The sequence below is a fragment of the Georgenia sp. Marseille-Q6866 genome (assembly GCF_965111665.1).
The window spans coordinates 120,629-140,726 of record NZ_CBCOOR010000008.1 but is presented as its reverse complement, the minus strand read 5'-3'; the positions used below and the strand labels follow the sequence as shown (position 1 = coordinate 140,726).

The following is a 20,098-nucleotide window of genomic DNA, read 5'->3' as shown; positions in this document are numbered from 1 at the left end:
GCTCGTGGCCAGTGCTTTTCAGACACACAGTTTCGAGGAGGAAACGTGGTCAGACGACCCATGTCCGGGCGGTGGTGGGCCCGGGGCGCGAGCACCCTGCTCGCCAGTGCCCTGGTGCTCCCGCTCGCGATGAGCGGCGCCAACGCCGAGGTGGTGGACCCGCCGCCGGCGGACGACGCGGAGTTCAGCGCGCTCGTCTTCAGCAAGACGGCGGGCTTCCGCCACGGCTCGATCCCCGCGGGCATCGCCGCCATCGAGGAGCTCGGCGAGGAGAACAACTTCGAGGTCACGGCCACGGAGGACGCAGGCGCGTTCACCGCGGAGAACCTCGCCCAGTACGACGTCGTCGTGTGGCTCTCCACCACCGGTGACGTCCTCAACGCCCAGCAGCAGACCGCCTTCGAGCAGTACATCCAGAACGGTGGCAACTACGCCGGCATCCACGCCGCGAGCGACACCGAGTACGACTGGCCCTGGTACGGCGACCTCGTCGGCGCCTACTTCGCCGGACACCCCCCGGGCACGCCGGACGCGACCGTCGTCGTCGAGGATCCCGCGCACCCCTCCACCGAACACCTGCCCGCTCAGTGGGAGCGCACCGACGAGTGGTACTCCTTCCGGGACAACCCGCGCGGTGACGTCCACGTCCTCGCCTCGCTGGACGAGTCCACCTACGACGCCGGCAGCAACGCGATGGGTGCGGACCACCCCATCGCCTGGTGCCACGACTACGACGGCGGCCGCTCCTGGTACACCGGTGGCGGGCACACCGACGCCTCCTTCACCGAGCCGGAGTTCCGCGAGCACATCCTCAAGGGTCTGCAGACCGCGGCCGGGGTCATCGACGCCGACTGCTCCGCGACCCTGGACGAGAGCTTCGACAAGGTCGCCCTCGACCTCAACACCCAGAACCCGATGGACCTGGCGCCGGCGCCGGACGGGCGCACGATCTACATCGAGCGCGACGGCCGCGTGCAGATCGTCCAGCCGGGCGGTGGCACGGTGACTGCCGGCACGATCCCCGTGACGCAGGTCCAGGAGTTCGGCCTTCTCGGCATCGAGCTCGACCCGGACTTCGAGGACAACGGCTGGATCTACCTCTACCACTCGCCGACCGGCTCGTCCTCCGACCGGGTCTCCCGCTTCACGCTCGAGGAGAACACCCTCGACCTCGACAGCGAGGAGGTCCTCCTCGAGGTCGAGGTCCAGCGCGACGAGTGCTGCCACGCCGGTGGTGCTCTCCAGTTCGACGGTGAGGGCAACCTCTACATCGCGACGGGTGACAACACCAACCCCTTCGCGTCCGACGGCTTCAGCCCGATCGACGAGCGGCCCGGCCGTGAGGCCTGGGACGCGCAGCGGACCTCGGGCAACACCAACGACCTGCGCGGCAAGATCCTGCGGATCACGCCGCAGGACGACGGCACGGTGACGATCCCCGAGGGCAACCTCTTCGAGGCGAGCGACAAGACCCGTCCCGAGATCTTCGCGATGGGCTTCCGCAACCCCTTCAAGATCGGGCTCGACCCGCGCACCGACACGCTGCTGGTCGCCGACTACGGCCCCGACTCCGGCTCGACCAACCCGAACCGCGGACCGGCCGGCATGGTGGAGTGGAACATCGTCCAGGAGCCCGGCAACTACGGCTGGCCGCACTGCGTCGGTGACCGCGAGGGCTACCGCGACTACAACTTCGCGACCCAGCAGTCCGGCCCGGCCTTCGACTGCGCCAACGGCCCGACGAACGACTCGCCCAACAACACCGGGCTCACCCAGCTGCCGCCGGTCGTGCCGGCGACGGTCTGGTACCAGAACAACAACCAGCGGAACAACGCCCCGGAGATCGGTTCCGGCGGTGGTGCTCCGATGGCCGGCAGCGTCTACGTCTACGACGAGGACCTCGTCTCCACCCGCAAGTGGCCCGCCTACTTCGACGGCAAGGCCGCCTTCGCCGAGTGGAACACCGGCAAGCTCTTCAGCTTCCAGATGTCCGACGACTCCAGCGAGCTCATCGACATCAACCGGATCCTCTCGAGCTTCTCCTTCGCCCGTCCGCACGCCCTCGAGTGGGGCGCCGACGGTGCGCTGTACATCATCGAGTGGGGCTCGGGCTTCGGTGGCAACAACGCCGACTCCGGCGTCTACCGCCTCGACTACCTCGCGGGCGAGCGGGCACCCGTCGCGCGCGCCGAGGCCGACGTGACGAGTGGTCCTCTGCCCCTCGAGGTGACCTTCAGCTCCGCGGGGTCGCGTGACCCCGAGGGTGGCGCGATCACCTACGCGTGGGACTTCGGGGACGGTGCGACGTCGACGGAGGCCAACCCGACCCACACCTACACCGAGGCCGGCAACTACACGGCCACCCTCACGGTGGCGAACGCGGACGGGGTCTCCACCTCGGCCACGGTCCTCATCGCGGCGGGCAACACCGCACCGACGATCACCGTCGAGACGCCGCCGAACGGTGGCTTCTTCAGCTTCGGTGACGTCGTCGAGTACAAGGTGACGGTCACCGACCCCGAGGACGGGGAGGAGATCGACTGCCAGGACGTCATCGTCCAGCCGGCGCTCGGTCACGACGAGCACGCCCACCCGTACAACCAGTACCGCGGCTGCGAGGGCGCGATCCCGGTCAACGGGGACACCGGCCACATCGGCGCGAACATCTTCGGTGTCATCACCGTGACGTACACCGACCAGGGCGCCGAGGGCGTCGACCCGCTCACCACGCAGGAGGTGCTCGTCCTCCAGCCCAAGCGCAAGGAGGCCGAGTACTTCGCGGAGACCGGTCGCCTCGAGGGGTCGACCAGCTCGGGTGACGCGGGCGTCCAGCTCGAGGACACCACGGACACCGGTGGCGGCCAGAACGTCGGCTTCGCCGAGGTCGACGACTGGTTCTCCTTCGACCCGACCAACCTCACCGGCATCGACTCGATCCGCGTCCGCGGCGCGTCGGAGCCCGGGGGCACCGTCGAGATCCGTACCGGCTCGCCGGACGGGCCGTCGATCGGTTCGGTCACCGTCCCGGTGGGCGGCTGGCAGCAGTGGGCCAGCTACGACGTCGAGCTGCCCGACGACATCACCACCGAGTCCGGTCCGCTCTACTTCGTCACGACCAGCGGTCAGGCGAACATCAACTGGGTCGAGTTCATCGGCAAGGGCGTCACGGACAACGCGAGCCCGCAGGTCGAGGTCACGACGACCGAGACCACGGGCACGGCACCGCTGGCAGTGAGCTTCACCGCCACGGCGACCGACGCCGACGACGACACGCCGCTCACCTACGCGTGGGACTTCGGTGACGGAGCCACGGCCGACACGGCCCAGGCCTCGCACACCTACACCGCTCCCGGCCGCTACACCGCGACCGTGACGGTGACCGACGCGCGCGGCGCCCAGACGGTCGAGACCGTCGAGGTGTCCGTCACCGCGCCGGGTCTCCAGTGCCTCGACGGCCGTTCCGACGGCTTCGACGGCGACGCGCTCGACACCGACCGCTGGGACGGTTCGCTGCGTGTGAACCAGGACCTCCGGGTGGAGGACGGCGCTCTCGTCATCCCGACGTCGGCGACGGACATCTACGGGACGGACAACGGCGAGGTGCCGAACGTCGTCCTGCAGGACCTGCCCGACGGGCCCTTCACGGCGACCAGCCGGCTCACGCTCAACGGTGCGGAGGCCTACCAGCAGGGCGGCCTCATCATCTACGGCGACGCCGACAACTACGCCAAGATGGTCCTTTCCGGGCGCAGCACGTCCGGCTCGGACCCCGCCAGCCGGGTCTTCCAGTTCATCCGCGAGGAGGCCGGTGCACCCAACGAGGTCGCCGCGTCCATGAGCCCCGCGCTTGGCGCCGACTACCCGAGCACGGTGTGGGTGCGCTTCGTCAGCGACGGTGAGAACCTCACCGCCTCGTACAGCTCGAACGGGACCGACTTCACCGACATGTCGGAGACGAAGTCCCTCGAGGGCATCGAGAACCCCAAGATCGGTCTCTTCGCCCTCCAGGGCGCGGGTCGGTCGCAGGCGCCGGTCGACGTCGAGTTCGACTACTTCCAGATCGTGCCGGACGACTCCGTGCCGCCGGTGACCCCGTCGGACGAGTTCGAGGGCACCGCCCTCGACGGCTGCCGCTGGGAGGTCGTCCGCCCCGACCCGGAGCACATGCGGGTCGTGGACGGCCACCTCGAGCTGGACGCCACCACCGGTGACATCTACGGCACCGACAACGGGACGCCCGGCAACATCGTCGTGCAGGACCTGGGCGACGGTGACTGGACGGTGGAGACCCTGGTCGACGCCTCGACGCTCACCCGCCAGTACGAGCAGGGCGGTCTGATCGTCTACGTCGACGACGACAACTACGTCAAGTTCGACATCGCCGCCCGCAACAGCCCCGGGAGCGCGCTCACGCTCGGTCTCGAGGTCCTCAGCGAGGTCGACGGAGCCATCCAGAGCCCGCAGCCGGCCGCGACCGTGCAGCAGGCGGTCTGGCACCTGCGCCTGGAGAAGGTCGGCAACGACTTCACCGGCTCCTACTCCGCGGACGGCGAGGAGTGGACCCCGTTCGCGTCGGTCGCCAACGCCCCCGCCGCAGCCAGCGGCAAGGTCGGGCTCTTCGCCCTCGGCACCGCCTCGACGGACAACCAGACCGTCACCTTCGACTACTTCCGGGTCGACGGGGACGAGCAGCCTGAGCCCGTCGTGGTGACGCCCCAGGCGGTGGTCTTCACCGACGCCGCCGGGACCGAGGACGACACGTTCACGATCCCCGCGGTCGAGGGCGTGGAGTACCTGGTCGACGGCGAGGTCGTCGACGCCGGCACCTACGACGGCACCGGGACGGTCACCGTCACGGCGCGCGCCACGGAGGGCTTCGTGCTCGCCGAGGGCGCCACCGCCGAGTGGAGCTTCACCTTCACCACCGGCGGCGGTGAGCCCGAGCCGGTCGTCGTGACGCCCGCCCCGGTCACCGCCTCCGACGAGGACGGCACCGAGGACGACACGTACACCATCCCCGCGGTCGCGGGCGTGGAGTACCTCGTCGACGGCGAGGTCGTCCCCGCAGGTGAGTACCCGGGCACCGGGACCGTCACGGTCACGGCGCGTGCACTCGAGGGCTTCGTGCTCGCCGAGGGCGCCACTGCCGAGTGGACCTTCACCTTCACCGACGACGGCGAGGAGCCGCAGCCGGTCGAGGTGACGCCGCTCGCGGTGAGCTTCACCGACCGGTCGGGCTTCGCGAACGACACGTTCACGATCCCCGCGGTCGACGGTGTGGAGTACCTGGTCGACGGTGAGGTCGTGGACGCCGGCACCTACGCCGGCGACGGGACCGTCGAGGTGACCGCGCGTGCGACGGAGGGCTTCGTGCTCGCCGACGGCGCGGTGGCCGAGTGGTCCTTCACCTTCTCCACCGCCGGGCCGCAGCAGCCGCAGCCCGACCGTCGGGGAGCGGAGTTCCACCTGTCCAACAGCTGGACCGGGACCACCGACGCGCGCTTCTCCTACGGCCGCTGGGTCGACGAGGTGCTCATCGGTGACTGGGACGGGAACGGCACCGACACGATCGCGGTCCGCCGCGGCAACGTGTTCCACGTGTCCAACGCCCAGCAGGGCGGGGACGCGGACGTGGTCCTCACCTACGGCCGGCCCGGCGACGTCATCCTCGTGGGTGACTGGGACGGGGACGGCACGGACACCTTCGCGGTGCGCCGTGGCAACGAGTACCACGTGAAGAACTCCCTGCGCGGCGGTGACGCCGACTCGGTGTTCCGCTACGGCCGGGAGGCCGACACGGTGCTCGTGGGTGACTGGGACGGCAACGGGACGGACACCTTCGCGGTGCGCCGGGCCGCGACGTACCACGTGAAGAACTCCCTGCGTGGCGGGGACGCCGACACGGTGTTCACCTACGGCCGCGCCGCCGACGTCACCCTCGCCGGTGACTGGGACGGCAACGGCACCGACACCCTGGCGATCCAGCGTGGCCGGGTCTATCACGTGAACAACTCCCTGCGTGGCGGGGACGCGGACCGCGTGCTGACCTTCGGTCGCGTGGGCGACGAGGTGTACGTGGGTGACTGGGACGGCAACGGGACCGACACCCTCGGTATCCGCCGGCCCGTCGGCCAGGCACCCGCCGCGGCCGAGACCGGTGGCAAGTCGATCGGCTCGATCGCCAAGGCGAGCTGACCGGCCCGGTGGCCGGGCCTCCTCGGAGGCCCGGCCACCGGTACCGGACGGGGAGGTGTGGACCGCAGATGTCGTCTCGCACGTGCACGGCCGCCGTCGTCGGCGCTCTTGCACTGGCGGCGGGCTGCACCTCCCCGGACCCGCCCGACCGGGCATGCCCGCCGGTCGAGGAGGGCTACCGAGCCCTCTTCGACGGCACCCGGAAGAGCCTGGACGGCTGGCGCATGGCAGGCCCGGGCAGCTTCGAGCTGCAGGAGGACTGCTCTCTCCGCACCGTCGGTGGGATGGGCCTGCTGTGGTTCCCCGAGGAGCTCGCGGACTACCGCCTCAGGCTCGACTGGAAGGTGGCAGGGGACGACAACTCCGGGGTCTTCATCGGCTTCCCCGAGCCGGGCGACGACCCCTGGGTGGCGGTGAACGAGGGCTACGAGATCCAGATCGACGCCACGGACGCCCCCGACCGCACCACCGGCGCGATCTACCTCCACCAGGGCGCCGACGGCGCGGCCGTCGCACGGGCGCTCGAACCACCGGGGGAGTGGAACACCTACGAGATCACCGTCGAGGGACGGACCGTCACGGTCCACCTCAACGGTGTGCTCGTCACCAGCTTTGACTCAGACCGCTCCGACGGTGACCTGTCCGGTCACGTCGGCCTCCAGAACCACGGTGAGGACGATGATGTGTACTTCCGCGACATCTCTGTCGCCGAGCTCGTGGACCGCTGAGGTCTCAGGACCTCATGAGGAGCTGGTCGATCGCCGGCGCCGAGAGCACCTGCTGGGAGACCATCTGCGAGGCGCCGAGGACGCCGGCGCGACCCTGGGTCTGCGAGGCGACGATGCGCAGGTGCTGCGTGGCCAGCGGCAGCGACCGGCTGTAGACGACCTCCCGGATGCCGGCGAGCAGGTGCTCGCCGACCTCCGAGACGATCCCGCCGATGACGATGACCGACGGGTTGAGGAGGTTGACGCACCCGGCGACGACGTCGCCGATGTCGCGGCCCGCCTGACGCACGGTCTGGCTGGCCGTGATGTTCCCCGACCGGACGAGGTCGACGATCTGCGCGGTGCGCTCGATGTCGACGCCCTGGGCGCGCAGCGACTCCACCACGGCCAGACCGCTCGCCAGCGCCTCCAGGCAACCGACGTTGCCGCAGCGGCAGGGGATCTGACGGCCGCGTGGCACGGCGATGTGGCCGAGGTCGCCGGCGGCACCCAGTGCTCCACGCCGCAGCTCGCCGTCGGAGATGATCCCCGCGCCGATGCCCGTGGCGATCTTGATGAAGACGAGGTCCTTGACGTCCTGCCACCGCGCCGCGTGCTCGCCGAGCGCCATGATGTTGACGTCGTTGTCGACGAGCACCGGCGTCGGCAGTGTCTTCGCCACGTGGCCCGGGACGTCGAAGCCGTCCCAGCCCGGCATGATCGGCGGGCTGATCGCGCGGCCGAGACGGTGCTCGACCGGACCCGGCAGGCCGATGCCCACGCCGGCGACGTCGGACACCGGTCGGCCGAGCTCCTCGACCATCTCGCACAGCGCCGTCGTCACGGCGTCCAGGACCACTGCGGGTCCGTCGGCGATGGCGATCTCCAGCGACCGCTCGCTCAGGACCTCCGAGGCGAGGTCGGTGATCGCCAGACGGCCGTGACTCACGCCGAGGTCGGCCGCCAGGATGATGCGCGCACCCGGGTTGAAGGCGAAGGTGGCGGGCGGGCGACCGCCCGTCGAGGACGCCTCGCCCGCTGGGACGATGAGGCCGGAGCTGAGCAGCTCGTCGATGCGCGCGGCCACCGTTGGGCGCGCGAAGCCGGTGACGGCGGCGAGGTCCGCGCGGGTGCGGGGCCGCCCGTCCCGAATCAGCTGGAACAGCGTGCCTGCCGACCTCGGGTCGGCCTCTCGTCGGACGTCACCTCGTTCCTCGAGGCCTGTCGGAAGTATGACCATGCGACGAGTAAACCACTGATGCTTCGACAGGTCACGCTCACGTAACTATCTCCCACCTGCCCGACTTTTGATTGACGGACTCCAGAATGAACCCCTACAGTGTCGCCATGGTCACAGCAGACCCCCCAGCACAGCTGCTCCAGCTCACCGACATCGTCAAGCACTTCCCCGGCGCCAAGGCACTCGACGGCGTGGACCTCGAGGTCCGCGCCGGCGAGGTGCACTGCCTCCTGGGCCAGAACGGCGCAGGCAAGTCGACCCTCATCAAGGTCCTCGCCGGCGCGCACCAGCCGAACTCCGGAGAGATCCGGTGGAACGGCGAGGTCGTCACGATCGGCTCGCCGACCGCGGCAATCGAGCTCGGCATCGCCACGATGTACCAGGAGCTCGACGTCGTCGACGGCCTGAGCGTCGCCGAGAACATCTTCCTGGGGCACGAGCTGTCGCGCGGTGGCGTGCTCAAGCAGTCCGAGGCGCACAAGCGCACCCGAGAGCTGCTCAAGCGCCTCGGCCACGAGGAGATCTCCCCGAGCCGCGAGGTCGGGCGCCTGTCGGCGGCCGGCAAGCAGGTCGTGTCCATGGCCCGGGCGCTGTCGCACAACGCGCGCGTCATCGTCATGGACGAGCCGTCCGCCGTCCTGGACCCCGAGGAGGTCGACAACCTCTTCCGCGTCGTCCGTGCCCTCCAGGCCGACGGCGTCGCGGTCATCTACATCTCCCACCGCCTCGAGGAGATCCGCCAGATCGGGGACCGCATCACCGTCCTCAAGGACGGACGCACGGTCGCCGAGAACCTCGCCGTCGCCGACACCCCCACCGCGGACCTCATCAGGCTCATGACGGGGCGCACCGTCACCGGGGACTTCGGTGGCGGACCGGGCACCCACGAGCGCGGCGACGCCCTGCTCGAGGTGGAGAACCTGGCCCTCGCCGGAGTATTCGAGGACGTGAGCTTCACGGTCAAGGCCGGCCAGATCGTCGGGCTCGCCGGGCTCGTCGGCGCCGGTCGCTCGGAGATCATCGAGACCGTGTACGGCGCGCGCAAGGCCACGGGCGGCACCGTCCGGGTCAAGGGCAAGAAGCTCAAGCCGGGGTCCGTGACCGCTGCCGTCGACGCCGGCATCGGGCTCGCGCCCGAGGAGCGCAAGAGCCAGGGCCTCCTGCTCGACGAGCCGGTCTACCGCAACATCACCCTGTCCACCTTCGCGCGCTTCGCCCGTGCGGGCTTCCTCAACGAGCGCGCCGAGCGCCGCGCGGCCAAGGAGCAGATCAAGGACCTGCAGGTCGCTCCGGCGGACGGGGAGCGGCACATCCGCACGCTCTCAGGCGGTAACCAGCAGAAGGCCATGCTCGCGCGCTGGCTCGTCCACGGCTGCGACGTGCTCGTGCTCGACGAGCCCACCCGCGGCGTCGACGTCGGTGCGCGCGCCGAGATCTACTCCCTCATCCGACGGCTCGCTGCCCGCGGGGCTGCGGTGCTCATGGTCTCCAGCGAGATCGAGGAGGTCCTCGGCCTGGCCGACGACGTCCTCGTGGTTGCCGAAGGCCGCGTGGTCCACCAGGGCCCCGCAGACCAGATCGACGAGCACGGTGTGCTCGACCTCGTCATGGAAGGAACTCACGCATGAGTGAGAACACTGCGGCAGGCACCTCCGCCGCTGCGGGCAGCTCCGCAGCCCTGCCGCCCACCAACCGCGACCTCGTCCCGGACGGCGGTGGCGCGAAGCCCGCCGCTCGAGGTGGGCGCGGCACGGGAGTCACGCGCAACCTCGGCCTGGTCGTCGCGCTCGTCCTGCTGTGCGTCGCGGGCTTCGTCACGGCCCCCGAGCGCTTCGCCGACACCTCCAACCTCGCCACGATCCTGGCGCTCGCCGCCACCACCGGTATCGTCAGCATCGGGATGACCTTCGTCATCACCGGTGGCGGCATCGACCTGTCCGTCGGCTCGGTCCTCGGCCTCGCCACGGTCTGGGCAACCACCCTCGCCACCCAGTCGATGGCGGAGGACACGCACTGGCTCCTCATCGCCCTCACCGCGATGATCGTCGGCACGGCGGCCGGCGTGGTCAACGGCGTGGTGGTCGCCTACGGCAAGGTCGTGTCGTTCATCGCGACCCTCGCCATGCTCGTCGCGGCTCGCGGCCTGGCCGAGATCATCTCCGGGCGCCAGACCCAGCTCCTCGACATCCAGCCCTTCAAGGACTTCTTCGGCGGCAGCTTCCTCGGCCTGCGCATCACCGTGTGGATGTTCGTCCTCGTCGCGATCCTCGGCTGGATCGTGCTCAACCGCACGACCTTCGGCCGCCGCACCATCGCCGTCGGCGGCAACCCCGAGGCCGCCCGGCTCGCTGGTATCAACGTCCAGCGGCACACGATGTACCTCTTCGCCATCGCCGGCCTCACTGCCGGCATCGCTGCGGTCACCATGCTCGGCCGCACCGGGGCGGGCACCTCGACCCACGGGTACCTCCTCGAGCTGGACGCGATCGCTGCCGTCGTCGTCGGTGGCACGCTCCTCATCGGCGGGCGCGGCACGATCGTCGGCACGGTGCTCGGTGTGCTCATCTTCTCCACGCTCACCAACGTCTTCATCCTCAACAACCTGTCCACGTCCGTTCAGCAGGTCTCCAAGGGCGCCATCATCGTCGGTGCCGTCCTTCTGCAGCAGCGTCTCGCCAACCGCGGGACCAAATAGCCCCCCAAACCCCTTCCCATCCCTGTCAGCAGTACCCGTTCAAGGAGGAACCACCCATGTCCGCACGTACCACGCGCCGCCGCTTCGCGGTCGCCGCAGGCGTCTCCGCCGCCCTGCTCCTCGCCGGCTGCACCGGCAACACCGAGGAGCCGGAGGAGACCGACAACGGTGGCTCGACCACCGACGCCGGCTCCAACGCCGGCTCGAGCAACGACGAGCCGGGTGAGACCGTCACCATCGGTTTCTCCGCCCCCGCCGCCGACCACGGCTGGATGGGTGCCATCACCTCCCAGGCCGTGGCCGAGGCCGAGAAGTACGAGGACGTCGAGCTGCGCCTCGCCGAGGGCACCAACGACGTCGCGCTCCAGATCAGCCAGATGGAGACCTTCATCAACGAGGGCGTCGACGCCATCGTGCTCCTGCCTTTCGACGGTGCCGCCCTCACCGACATCGCCCTCGAGGCGATGGCGGCCGGGATCCCCGTCATCAACGTCGACCGCGAGTTCTCCGACCCGAACGCCGCGCGTGTCACGGTCCTTGGTGACAACTACGGCATGGGTGTCAGCGCTGGTGAGTACATCTGCGAGCAGCTCGGTGACCAGCCGGACGCCGTCATCGCCGAGATCGCCGGTATCGACAACCTGCCGCTGACCCAGAGCCGCAGCCAGGGCTTCGCCGACGCGCTCGGTGGCTGCGGGCTCGAGGTGTCCAACCGCGTGGCCGGTGACTTCACCGTCCAGGGCGGGGAGTCCGCCACCGCGAACCTCCTCCAGGCCGCGCCGCAGATCGACGCCATCTGGAACCACGACGACGACCAGGGCGTCGGCGTCCTCGCCGCCATCGAGAACGCCGGCCGTGACGAGTTCTTCCTCGTCGGCGGCGCCGGGTCGAAGAACATGATGGAGGAGATCCAGTCCGGCGACTCCGTCGTCGAGGCCACGGTCATCTACCCGGCCAGCCAGGCGGCCGACGGCATCCGCCTCGCCCGCCTGCTCGCCCAGGGCAAGGGTGTGAGCGACCTCGTCCAGGTCGAGGTCCCCCGCCTCGTCCAGCTCTACGCCCCCGTCGTGACCACGGACAACGTCGACCAGTACATCGACTCGGCCTTCGAGTCCTGAGTCACCCGAGGGTCCGGGGGCGCCGGCTGGTCCGGCGCCCCCGGTCCCACATCTGAAGGAGCAAGATGAGCGAGGACAGGCCACGGATCGGTGTGGCGATGATCGGGTACGCCTTCATGGGCCGTGCCCACTCCCAGGCGTGGCGCAACGCGCACCGCTTCTTCGACCTCCCGCTCGAGCCGCACATGGCGGTCCTCGTGGGGCGGGACGAGCAGCGCGCGACGAGCGCCGCCCGCCAGCTCGGGTGGGACGCCGTGGAGACCGACTGGCGCCGGGCGATCGAACGTGACGACGTCGACGTCGTCGACATCTGCACACCGGGCGACACGCACGCCGAGATCGCGGTGGCCGCGCTCGAGGCCGGCAAGCACGTCCTCGTCGAGAAGCCGATGGCCAACACGGTCGCCGAGGCCGAGACCATGGCCGCCGCGGCGAGCGCCGCCCGTGGCCGCGGGGTCCGCTCGATGGTGGGCTTCACCTACCGGAGGGTGCCGGCCGTCCGGCTCGCGCAGGAGATGGTCGCCGAGGGGCGTATCGGTGAGGTCCGCCAGGTCCGCGCCCAGTACCTCCAGGACTGGCTCGCCGACGCCGACGCGCCGCTGTCCTGGCGCCTCGACAAGGAGAAGGCCGGTTCCGGGGCGCTCGGTGACATCGGCGCCCACATCATCGACCTCACCCAGTTCGTCACCGGGCAGCGGATCGCCGGGGTGGCGGGCATGCTCGACACCTTCGTCACCGAGCGGCCGGTCGCCGAGAGCTTCAGCGGCCTGCACGGCACCGGTGGCACCGAGCGTGGCCCCGTCACCGTCGACGACGCCGCCTTGTTCCTCGGCCGCCTCTCGAGCGGCGCGCCCGCGGTCCTCGAGGCGACGCGATTCGCCTGGGGCCGCAAGAACGCCATCCGCATCGAGGTCAACGGCTCGACCGGGTCCCTCGCCTTCGACTTCGAGGACATGAACGTCCTCCACTACTACGACGCCACGGAGCCGGCCGCGACCGCCGGCTTCCGGCGGATCCTCGTCACCGAGCCGGAGCACCCCTACATCGAGGCTTGGTGGCCCGCGGGCCACGGCCTCGGGTACGAGCACGGCTTCGTCCACCAGGCCGTGGACCTCGTCCGGGCGCTCGGTGCCGGCGAGGACCCGACGCCCTCGTTCGAGGACGGCCTGCACGTCCAGCGTGTGCTCGACGCGATCGAGCGGTCCAGCGCGGAGCACAGCACCTACACGGAGATTGGAGACTGACCATGGCCCGACCGATCACTCTCTTCACCGGCCAGTGGGCCGACCTGCCCTTCGAGGAGGTGGCCCGGCTCGCCGGCGAGTGGGGCTACGACGGCCTGGAGATCGCCTCGTGGGGCGACCACCTCGACCCGTGGAAGGCCGCCGAGGACGACGCCTACGTCCAGAACCGGCTCGACATCCTGGAGAAGAACGGCCTCAAGGTCTACGCGATCTCCAACCACCTCAAGGGCCAGGCGGTCTGCGACGACCCGATCGACCAGCGCCACCGCGACATCCTCCCGGACCGGATCTGGGGCGACGGCGAGCCCGAGGGCGTGCGCCAGCGCGCCGCCGAGGAGCTCAAGGTGACGGCCCGTGCGGCCGCCCGCCTCGGCGTCAAGACGGTCACCGGCTTCACCGGCTCGTCCATCTGGAAGTACGTCGCGATGTTCCCGCCCGCCTCGGAGGAGATGGTCGAGGCCGGCTACCGCGACTTCGCCGACCGCTGGAACCCGATCCTCGACGTCTTCGACGAGGTCGGCGTGCGCTTCGCGCTCGAGCCGCACCCCTCCGAGATCGCCTACGACTACTGGACCACCCAGCGCACCCTCGAGGCCATCGGCCACCGGGACGCCTTCGGGCTCAACTGGGACCCCAGCCACTTCACCTGGCAGGACCTGGACCCGGTCGCCTTCCTCCTCGACTTCCGGGACAAGATCTTCCACGTCCACTGCAAGGACTCCAAGCGCCGGCTCAACGGCCGCAACGGCCGCCTGGGCTCCCACCTGCCGTGGGCCGACCCGCGCCGGGGCTGGGACTTTATCAGCACCGGCCGCGGTGACGTGCCGTGGGAGGACGCCTTCCGCATGCTCAACCACATCGGCTACGAGGGCCCGCTCTCGGTCGAGTGGGAGGACGCCGGGATGGACCGCCTCATCGGTGCGCCCGAGGCCCTCGAGTTCGTCCGCAAGCTCTCGTTCAAGCCCAGCGAGGCGGCCTTCGACGCCGCCTTCTCCACGCGCTGACCGTCGGGACAGCCCGCGCCGAGTCGATCGGCGCGGGCTGTCCCGTGCGCACGTCCCGCTGTGGTCAAGGTCAAATTGTCACGCTCCGGTCACGGACCTACCGTAGACAGTCGACGACGAACCTCCAGGGGGAACGACATGGCGACACGACGCCGCACCGCAGTCGCTGCCGGCCTCGCGCTGGCCCTGCTCACGACGGCCGCACCCGCCGCCGGCAAGGGCGCCGAGATCGAGGGCGAGGGCGACCGCTACCACGTGACCAACGGCTGGGCGGGGATCACCCACCTGTCCTTCGTCTACGGCCGCGACGACGACCGCGTCTACGTCGGCAACTGGAACGGACGCGGCACCGACACCCTCGCCGTGCGCCGCGGGGCGACCTACCACTTCCGCAACAGCCTCTCCGGCGGCCAGGCCGACGCCGTCGTCACCTACGGCCGGACGGGCGACGACGTCCTCATGGGCGACTGGGACGGCGACGGCGTCGACACCCCCGTCGTGCGCCGCGGCAACGTCTACCACGTGAAGAACAGCCTGCGGGGCGGGGACGCCGACGAGGTCATCACCTACGGCCGCCGCGACGACGACGTCCTCATCGGTGACTGGGACGGTGACGGCGTCGACACCCTCGGGGTGCGCCGCGGCAACGTCTACCACCTGAAGAACACGATCAGCGGCGGCGACGCGGACTCCGTCGTCACCTACGGCCGCGCCGAGGACGAGGTCCTCGTCGGCGACTGGGACGGCAGGCGGGGCGACACGCTCGGCATCCGCCGCGGCGACGTCTTCCACATCAAGAACGCCATCCGCGGGGGCGACGCGGACACCGTCATGGCCTTCGGCCGCGAGACGGACGCCGTCCTCGTCGGGGACTGGGACGGCAACGGCACCGACACGATCGGCCTGCGCAGCACCGAGGCCTACCCGAGCGCGCCGCCCGTGGGGAGCATGCAGGAGTACGACGAGCGGATGATCGAGATGATCAACGCCGAGCGGCTCTCCCGCGGCATCGGCCCGGTCCGCGCCTGGCCGCAGCTGCGCGCGGCCGCCGTGCGCCAGTCCCAGGCGATGGTGAAGCTGGGCCGCATCCAGCACGCCGCGTGGGAGACGATCAGCTCCGAGGCGCGAGCGGCCGGCTGCACGCCGGCGTCGGAGCACATCGTGCGGACCTGGCAGCAACGCGGTGAGAGCCCCGACCCGCGCGCCGCGATGGACTGGTACATGAGCTCCGAGGTCCACCGCAGCGGCATCCTCAACCCCGAGTACCGCTACGTCGCCACCGGCTCGGTGGAGTCGGGCAGCTACGCCTACAACACCCAGCGCTTCTCCCGCGCCTGCTCCTGACGCCGCGGGGGGGTGCGGCCGGGCGCGGCTAGGGTGGGCACCGTGGACGGAGCGCGCGTGGACAGGTCGCTGCACGTCGTCGTCGCCACCCGGATCTTCGCCCCCGAGCCGGCCGCCGCCTCGCTGCGTCTGGGCGCCCTCGTGCGGGAGCTGGCCGCCGCCGGCCACCGGGTCACCGTCCTCACGACGACGACCCCCGACGACGCCACCTACGTGCCGCCCCCGGGCGTCCGGGTGCTGCGGCGCCCGGTGCTCCGGGACCGTGACGGGTACGTCCGCGGCTACGTCCAGTACCTCAGCTTCGACCTGCCCCTCGCGCTGCGGCTGCTGACGACCCGGCGGCCCGACGTCGTCGTCGTCGAGCCGCCGCCGACGACGGGACTCGTCTGCGCCGTCGTCTCCCGGCTGCGGCGGGTGCCGGTCGTCTACTACGCGGCCGACGTGTGGTCCGACGCGGTCGTCACCGCCGGCATGCCCGGCTTCGTCGCCACCGTGCTGCGCGGGCTCGAGCGCGTCGTCCTGCGCTCGGCGCGTGCGGTCCTCGCGACGTCCACCGGCGTCCTCGAGCGGGTGCAGGCCCTCGGGGCGCAGGCAGAGGTCGTCGGCAACGGGGTGGACACCACCGTCTTCCGCCCCGACGGCCCGGCCGAGGAGCGCGGGCGCCCCTACCTCGTCTACACCGGCACCGCCTCGGAGGTGCACGGCGCCGACGTCTTCACCCGTGCCATGGGGCGGGTGGTCGCCCAGCGGCCCGACGCCTCGCTCGTCCTCATCGGGCAGGGCAGCGACGTCGCGGCCATGCGCCGCCAAGCCGAGGAGCTGGCGCCCGGCGCGGTGACCTTCCTGCCGCGGATGCCGCCGGAGGAGGTCGCACGCTGGATCCGCGGCGCCCGGGCGTCCCTCGCCTCCGTGCTGGCCGGGGCCTACGCCTTCGCCTTCCCCTCCAAGCTCTACGCCGCGGCCGCCTGCGGGACGCCGGTGCTCTTCGCCGGGGTCGGGCCCGCGCGCGAGCTCGTCGCCGAGGGGCGGCTCGGCCAGGTCGTCGAGCACGACGTCGAGGCCGTCGCCGCCGCCATGGTCGCCGCCCTCGACGACGCCGGCGGCGACTCCGCGCCGTCGTCCCCCGAGCGCCGGCGGCGCGCCGCCTGGGCCGCCGCCCACGTCTCCGCCGCGGCCGCTGCCCGCCGCGCGGTCGACGTCGTCGAGAAGGCAGCGAGGAGACCGCGGTGACCGAGCTTCCCCGGCCCGACGGACGCGCCACCCGCGTGGCGATGCTCGTCTACAACGACGCCCACGCCGACTCGCGCGTCCTCAAGACCGCGCACTCCCTGCGGGAGGCGGGCGCCGAGGTGACGATCCTCGCCGTCGCCCGCGCCCACCTCGGCTTCCCTCCCACCACCGAGCGCCTGCCCGACGGCGTCGAGCTCGTCCGCGTCCCCGAGCCCGGCTTCATCACCTGGGTCCCGCGCCTCAAGCGCACCCTGGCCCGAGCAAGAGCTCAGCTCTCGGCGAGGAAGAGGACGGGCGGGACGCCCACGTCCGGGGCAAGCGCCGCCACCCCTCCCGCCGCCACCCCTCCCGCCGAGAGCCGGATTCCTCCGGCGCCGTCGCCGCGGCCGGCGGTGCGGGGCGCCGTGCTCGCCAAGGCGCTCGACCCGGTGGACCGGCTCGCCCGCACGGCGATCCTCGTCCACTACTGGACGATGGCCGCGCGCGAGGACGCCGCCGCCTGCCCGACGTCGTCCACGCGAACGACGGCAACACCCTCGTGCCGGGCCGTCTCATCGCCCGGCGCACCGGGGCCGCCCTCGTCTACGACGCCCACGAGCTGTGGCGCCACCGCAACGTCCGCGACCGGCCGGTCGGAAAGCACGTCGAGGCCCTGACCGAGCGCGTCGTCATCCGCCGGGCCGACGGCGTCATCACCGTCTCCCCGTCGATCGCGCGCTGGCTGCAGCGCACCTACCGGCTGCGCGAGCTGCCCACGCTGGTGCGCAACATCCCGGCCGCGGGGGAGCCGACCGACCCGGCGAGCGGCCGGCTGCGGCAGCTTGCGGGTCTCGCCCCGACCGACCAGGTCATCGCCTACGGTGGGCGCATCACGACGAGCCGCGGGCTGGAGGAGACGATCGCGGCGCTCGCGCTGCTGCCCGGCCACGTCCACCTCGTCGTCCTCGGCTACGGCGACCCCGGCTACCTGGCCCAGCTCGACCGCCGCATCGAGGAGGCCGGGGTGCGCGACCGGGTGCACCTGGTCGGCAAGGTCGCCCCGCACGAGGTCGCCGGCGCGCTCGCGGACGCCGACCTCTCGGTCGTCTTCGTCCGCCCCACCTGCCTGTCCTACGAGTACTCCCTGCCGAACAAGCTCTTCGAGGCGATCCACGCGGGCCTGCCCATCGCGGCCGCGGACCTGCCCGACACCCGCGAGGTCGTCGAGCGCTACGGCGTCGGGGAGATCTTCGGCCTCGCGCGCCCCGACGACGACGGCGAGGTCCCGCCGTCGTCCACCGACGCCGAGGCCGTCGCCATGGCCGCGACGATCACCCGGATCCTCGCCGGCCCGGACGCCTACCGGCGCGCGGCCCGCGCGGCGGCGAGCGAGCTGACGTGGCAGCACGAGGAGGAGGCGCTCCTGGCCCTGTACCGCCGGGTGCTCCGGTGAGTGGCCGCGACGCCCGCCCGTAGACTCCCCAGGGTGAAGAACGTCCTGAGCATCGTCCGCCCGCTGCTCAGGGTGCTCCCGCCCGGGAGCCGGCGCTTCCTCCTCACCTACGGCATCCTCACCGCGGCGCTCGCGCTGCTCGACCTCGTCGCGCTCGGCCTCGTCGCCACCATGCTTCAGACCGTCCTGGGCGACGGCGCGGTCTCCCTGCCGCTCATCGGTGACCTCACGACGACGGCCGGCCAGGTGACGGCGCTCGTCACCGTGTGCGGTGTCATCGTCCTCAAGGGCGTCTGCGCCGTCGCCCTCCTGCGCGTGGCCACGCGCCGCTTCGCCAGCCACGAGGTGGCGATCGGTGACCGGCTCTTCGCCGCCTACCTCGCCTCCCCGTGGGCCGACCGGCTCTCGAAGAACACCTCCGAGCTCGTGCGAACCGTCGACGTCGGGGTCGGCGTCACGGTCGCCGGGGTGCTCATCCCGACGATGACGCTCTTCGGCGAGGTCGGCACGATGCTCGCCGTCGTCGTGGCCATCGTCCTCTTCGACCCGCTCATCGCCGCGGTCACGATCGTCTACCTCGCGCTCGTCGCGCTGCTGCTCGCCGGGATCATCTCCCCGCGCGCCGTCGCCGCCGGCCGGGAGAACCGCAACTGGTCCCAGCGCACCGTCCGGGTGCTGTCCGAGGCCCTCGGGGCGCTCAAGGAGGTCACCCTCGCCGGGCGCACGCCCGACGTCCAGGCCCGGGTCCACGAGACGCGCGGCCACTCCTCCCGGGCGCGGGCGGAGGCCAACTTCCTCGGCCAGGTGCCGCGCTACGTCCTGGAGACCGCGCTCATCATCGGCTTCGCCCTCATCGCCGGCGTCGGCTACCTCAGCGGGGAGGCGAGCGGCATCGGTGGCCCGGAGGGTGCCGTCGCCGCCATCGGCATGTTCGGGATCGCCGGCTTCCGGCTCGTCCCCTCCCTCACCCGGATGCAGACCGTCCAGTCCACGGTCAACTCCAACGCCGCCTACGCGCGCCAGGTGGTCGCCGACATCGACAGCTCCGAGGCGCTGCTCGAGCGCCGGGCCGCCGAGCGGCCGCAGCACGAGCTCGCCGCCGAGCACCCCGACATCGTCCTCGACGGCGTGACCTTCACCTACCCGGGCGCCGAGACGCCCGCCCTGGACCGGGTGAGCCTGCGCATCCCCGCCGGCGCGCACGTCGCCTTCGTCGGGTCCTCCGGCGCCGGGAAGTCGACGATGGTCGACATCCTCCTCGGGCTGCTCGAGCCCACCGGCGGCCACCTCGAGGTGGGCGGGGAGCGGCTCGAGCTCGTCCTGGACTCCTGGCGCCGCCGCATCGGCTACGTCCCGCAGGACGTCTCGCTCTTCGACGCGACCGTGGCCGAGAACGTCGCCCTCACCTGGGAGCGGGAGAAGGTCGACGACGACAAGGTCCGCCGCGCCCTGCAGCGCGCCCAGCTCCTCGACACCGTCGAGGCGCGCGAGGGCGGCATCGACGCCCGCATCGGCGAGCGGGGCCTCGCCTTCTCCGGGGGGCAGCGCCAGCGCCTGGGCATCGCCCGCGGGCTGTACAACGACCCGCGCGTCCTCGTCATGGACGAGGCGACCAGTGCCCTGGACACGACCACGGAGGCAGCCGTCACCAGGGCCGTCCGCGACCTCCACGGGGAGGTCACGGTCATCACCGTGGCCCACCGCCTGGCGACGATCCGCGACTCCGACATCGTCTTCTTCCTGCGTGACGGCCGGCTCGTGGCGCAGGGCAGCTTCGCCGAGGTCGTCGCGCAGGTGCCCGACTTCGCCGAGCAGGCGGCACTCGCGGGGCTCTCCCGCGCCGACTGAGGCGTCCCCGCGGGCGCCGTCGACGGTGCGGGCCCCCGGGC

The 20,098-nt window shown here is 71.5% G+C and carries 12 protein-coding genes; 11 read left to right on the top strand and 1 reads right to left on the bottom strand.

All coding sequences use genetic code 11. From position 1 onward, the window contains the following. Positions 1 to 60: 60 nt before the first annotated feature. Positions 61 to 6,195, top strand: coding sequence for a ThuA domain-containing protein (locus tag ACWPXV_RS08995; protein WP_454084936.1), 6,135 nt, complete (start codon positions 61 to 63; stop codon positions 6,193 to 6,195). A gap of 68 nt (positions 6,196 to 6,263) precedes the next feature. Continuing rightward, positions 6,264 to 6,923 (top strand): 3-keto-disaccharide hydrolase, encoded by a 660-nt coding sequence (locus ACWPXV_RS08990; RefSeq protein WP_454084922.1) that lies wholly within the window; start codon positions 6,264 to 6,266, stop codon positions 6,921 to 6,923. Positions 6,924 to 6,927: 4 nt separating this feature from the next. Here the strand turns inward: ACWPXV_RS08990 and ACWPXV_RS08985 are convergent, their stop codons facing one another. Beyond that, entirely contained in the window at positions 6,928 to 8,142 is a 1,215-nt protein-coding gene (locus tag ACWPXV_RS08985) for an ROK family transcriptional regulator (RefSeq protein WP_454084921.1), read from the bottom strand. Positions 8,143 to 8,249: 107 nt separating this feature from the next. Between ACWPXV_RS08985 and ACWPXV_RS08980 the strand changes: the two genes are divergently transcribed. The 9 genes from ACWPXV_RS08980 (at position 8,250) to ACWPXV_RS08940 (ending at position 20,057) form a co-directional block, all read left to right on the top strand. Then, positions 8,250 to 9,770, top strand: a complete 1,521-nt coding sequence (locus ACWPXV_RS08980; RefSeq protein ID WP_454084920.1) for a sugar ABC transporter ATP-binding protein — start codon at positions 8,250 to 8,252, stop codon at positions 9,768 to 9,770. Beyond that, the gene (locus ACWPXV_RS08975; RefSeq protein ID WP_454084919.1) at positions 9,767 to 10,837 is read left to right on the top strand and encodes an ABC transporter permease; all 1,071 of its coding nucleotides are present in this window, start codon (positions 9,767 to 9,769) and stop codon (positions 10,835 to 10,837) included. Before ACWPXV_RS08980 ends, ACWPXV_RS08975 begins: the two co-directional genes overlap by 4 nt. A gap of 56 nt (positions 10,838 to 10,893) precedes the next feature. Continuing rightward, positions 10,894 to 11,955 (top strand): substrate-binding domain-containing protein, encoded by a 1,062-nt coding sequence (locus ACWPXV_RS08970; protein WP_454084918.1) that lies wholly within the window; start codon positions 10,894 to 10,896, stop codon positions 11,953 to 11,955. A 65-nt stretch (positions 11,956 to 12,020) separates the two neighbouring features. Then, on the top strand, positions 12,021 to 13,199 hold the full coding sequence (locus ACWPXV_RS08965; protein WP_454084917.1) for a Gfo/Idh/MocA family protein: 1,179 nt from the start codon (positions 12,021 to 12,023) through the stop codon (positions 13,197 to 13,199). A 2-nt stretch (positions 13,200 to 13,201) separates the two neighbouring features. Continuing rightward, positions 13,202 to 14,203 carry a sugar phosphate isomerase/epimerase family protein gene (locus ACWPXV_RS08960; protein WP_454084916.1) on the top strand — a complete coding sequence of 334 codons (1,002 nt, stop codon included), beginning with the start codon at positions 13,202 to 13,204 and terminating at the stop codon, positions 14,201 to 14,203. Between the two features lie 138 nt (positions 14,204 to 14,341). Then, positions 14,342 to 15,547 (top strand): CAP domain-containing protein, encoded by a 1,206-nt coding sequence (locus tag ACWPXV_RS08955; protein WP_454084915.1) that lies wholly within the window; start codon positions 14,342 to 14,344, stop codon positions 15,545 to 15,547. 57 nt (positions 15,548 to 15,604) lie between these two features. Then, complete coding sequence (locus tag ACWPXV_RS08950; protein ID WP_454084914.1) at positions 15,605 to 16,777, top strand: glycosyltransferase family 4 protein; 1,173 nt, start codon at positions 15,605 to 15,607, stop codon at positions 16,775 to 16,777. Beyond that, entirely contained in the window at positions 16,725 to 18,209 is a 1,485-nt protein-coding gene (locus ACWPXV_RS08945; RefSeq protein WP_454084935.1) for a glycosyltransferase, read from the top strand. Before ACWPXV_RS08950 ends, ACWPXV_RS08945 begins: the two co-directional genes overlap by 53 nt. A gap of 33 nt (positions 18,210 to 18,242) precedes the next feature. Next, positions 18,243 to 20,057 (top strand): ABC transporter ATP-binding protein, encoded by a 1,815-nt coding sequence (locus tag ACWPXV_RS08940; protein ID WP_454084913.1) that lies wholly within the window; start codon positions 18,243 to 18,245, stop codon positions 20,055 to 20,057. The last annotated feature ends 41 nt before the right edge of the window (positions 20,058 to 20,098 follow it).

What these genes read in the sequence shown, in the direction of transcription:
- ACWPXV_RS08970 (WP_454084918.1), top strand. Translation starts at nt 10,894, where the DNA reads ATGTCCGCACGTACCACGCGCCGCCGCTTCGCGGTCGCCGCAGGCGTC.
- ACWPXV_RS08980 (WP_454084920.1), top strand. Translation starts at nt 8,250, where the DNA reads ATGGTCACAGCAGACCCCCCAGCACAGCTGCTCCAGCTCACCGACATC.
- ACWPXV_RS08960 (WP_454084916.1), top strand. Translation starts at nt 13,202, where the DNA reads ATGGCCCGACCGATCACTCTCTTCACCGGCCAGTGGGCCGACCTGCCC.
- ACWPXV_RS08975 (WP_454084919.1), top strand. Translation starts at nt 9,767, where the DNA reads ATGAGTGAGAACACTGCGGCAGGCACCTCCGCCGCTGCGGGCAGCTCC.
- ACWPXV_RS08995 (WP_454084936.1), top strand. Translation starts at nt 61, where the DNA reads ATGTCCGGGCGGTGGTGGGCCCGGGGCGCGAGCACCCTGCTCGCCAGT.
- ACWPXV_RS08955 (WP_454084915.1), top strand. Translation starts at nt 14,342, where the DNA reads ATGGCGACACGACGCCGCACCGCAGTCGCTGCCGGCCTCGCGCTGGCC.
- ACWPXV_RS08965 (WP_454084917.1), top strand. Translation starts at nt 12,021, where the DNA reads ATGAGCGAGGACAGGCCACGGATCGGTGTGGCGATGATCGGGTACGCC.
- ACWPXV_RS08990 (WP_454084922.1), top strand. Translation starts at nt 6,264, where the DNA reads ATGTCGTCTCGCACGTGCACGGCCGCCGTCGTCGGCGCTCTTGCACTG.
- ACWPXV_RS08985 (WP_454084921.1), bottom strand. Translation starts at nt 8,142, where the DNA reads ATGGTCATACTTCCGACAGGCCTCGAGGAACGAGGTGACGTCCGACGA.